Genomic DNA, 2,073 nt, shown 5'->3' with positions numbered 1-2,073 from the left:
TTCTCAAGTACTGCAAAATCTGTCTCCTCGATCTGTGTAAGAAGATCCTTCTGTTCAGCCTCTGTAAGCTCATCGTAGTATTTAAGGACGTGCTCCTGTCCATACTGCTGAAGTTTCGCCTTTGCGCTCTGTAAATCCATTTCTATTCCCTCACTTTTGAGTTATCGTTTCTATTTTTTTCGCCGTTACATTGTATCACAATTAGCTGTTTTATACTAACTTATTAATGCGAAAAGAGCTTACGTTTTTTGCGTAAGCTCTTAATAAGTTTCTAAAATATATTACTGTGGAGTTCCTGTTGTTGGCTGTGCTGGTGCCTGTGCAACAACTGTAGGATCTACAGGAGCAGGAGTTCCAGGAACCCATCCGGCAGGAGCAACTAAAAGTCCATTCTTATCAAATGTACATTCTACGTTATCGAGAACTGCTGATACCTTGGTGAGCATTCTACCGTTGTTGGCATCGAAGTATCTCCATCCATCAGGAAGCTGAACCCATCCAACAACCATATGTCCATCAGTAGGATCAAAGTAGTAAACGCCATCTTTGAGAGATGCAAGTCCAAGTGCCATGAGACCATCCTGTCCAAAGTAGAAGGCTCTTCCATCAATAGCACTCCAGCCCTTGACCATCTTACCATCAGCGCCGAAGTAATATCTTGCTCCAACATCGCCTGACCAACCAGTAAACATAACACCATCGTTACCAAAAAGATAAACTGACTTGTCGATAGTTGTAAGACCTACTGTAGCCTTGTAATCTGGTCCAAAGTAAAACATCTGTCCAAGCTCGTTGGCAAACCAGCCTGTGATGGCTGCTCCGTCAGCTCCGAACATAAACTTACCAATTTCAAAAGCAAGCATTCCTGTCTGCATTACACCTGCTTCATTAAAGTAGTAAAGCTTGCTGCCAATCTGTGTAAGACCAACATGCATCAGATAGTTATCATCAAAGTAGTGAACACCATCTGCAAGAGGAATAAGTCCCTTCTGACATACACCATCTTCGCCTGCATAGCAGATTGCTCCGCCTACATCTATAAGACCAGTTCTTCTGACACCGTTGGCATCAAAGAAATATCTTTTACCATCTATGTCTGCAAAACCAACCTTGGCAAGTCCACCCTGAGTTGGATCGAGATAATAGATTCCAGACTCATCCTGGAACCAGCCGGCGTTGATAACACCGTTGGCATCTGCGTGATATCTGCCGTTTGACAGATTGAGCCAGCCAGACATCCTTCTGTAATTGTGGTAGTAGTAAATGTTACCGCCGTAGCTGTTGAAGCCCTCAGGAATCATGCGGCTGAAATAATCAACATAGAGGTGGTTGATATCAACCCTTGAAGGAATACCTGCTATTGAACCATGACTTGTTGACTGCCACATAGCGTAGTCACCAGGATACTCGCAGGCGCTGCCATACTGAGCAACCCACTTAGGTGATGATACAACAGGCATTCTGCCCATGAACCAGTTCTTGCTGGCATAAACCATTGGCTCATAACCATTTGCATATATGATTCCACAGAATGTATCTGCGATAGCCTGAAGCTGCGCAGGGTTAAGTCCCTTCTGACAGGAATCTTCTATATCTATTGCTATAGGGAAAGATACTGTATAAGGAGCAATCCAGGCCAGTACAAGATTGGCCTCAGCCGCTGCCTGCTCAGGAGTTGTAGCATAGGAATAAATATAGATACCTGTTCTGATACCTGCAGCATTGGCATTAACAATATTATTAACGAACTGCTCGTCGATGCCCTTCTTGGTGGTACCAACCCTTATCATTGCGAATTTAACACCGGAATTCTTAACCTGCTGCCAGTTGATACCTCCCTGATATTTGGAAACATCAACTCCCATTGCGATCTCTGGGCCTCTTGCAGAAACATCCACTTTGGCCACAGGTGATAAAGACAGGAGCGCCACTGCCCCGATAAGCGCACCTACAGAAAGTAAGGCTTTCTTTAAACTTTTAAACATACTTTTCCCCTCATATTTTAAGTTTTTCTTAACATGTAAATTATAAGGGTTAGCCGTTTACTAGTCAACGCAAGAAAAAAGAGGCCAT

1 protein-coding gene is annotated in these 2,073 nt (G+C 43.6%); it reads right to left on the bottom strand.

The annotated features are described in order from the left end of the window. Positions 1-281: 281 nt before the first annotated feature. Positions 282-1,985: a GH25 family lysozyme gene (locus IJI01_RS05995; RefSeq protein WP_292187318.1), complete on the bottom strand. Its 1,704-nt coding sequence runs from the start codon at positions 1,983-1,985 to the stop codon at positions 282-284. Positions 1,986-2,073: the final 88 nt, after the last annotated feature.

Source organism: Butyrivibrio sp., assembly GCF_017433805.1.
Lineage (GTDB): Bacteria > Bacillota > Clostridia > Lachnospirales > Lachnospiraceae > Butyrivibrio.
The sequence above is the reverse complement of the archived record's forward strand: the minus strand, read 5'-3'. Positions and strand labels throughout refer to the sequence as shown.

Coding starts and splice junctions, on each gene's coding strand:
- IJI01_RS05995 (WP_292187318.1), bottom strand. CDS start 1,985: ATGTTTAAAAGTTTAAAGAAAGCCTTACTTTCTGTAGGTGCGCTTATC.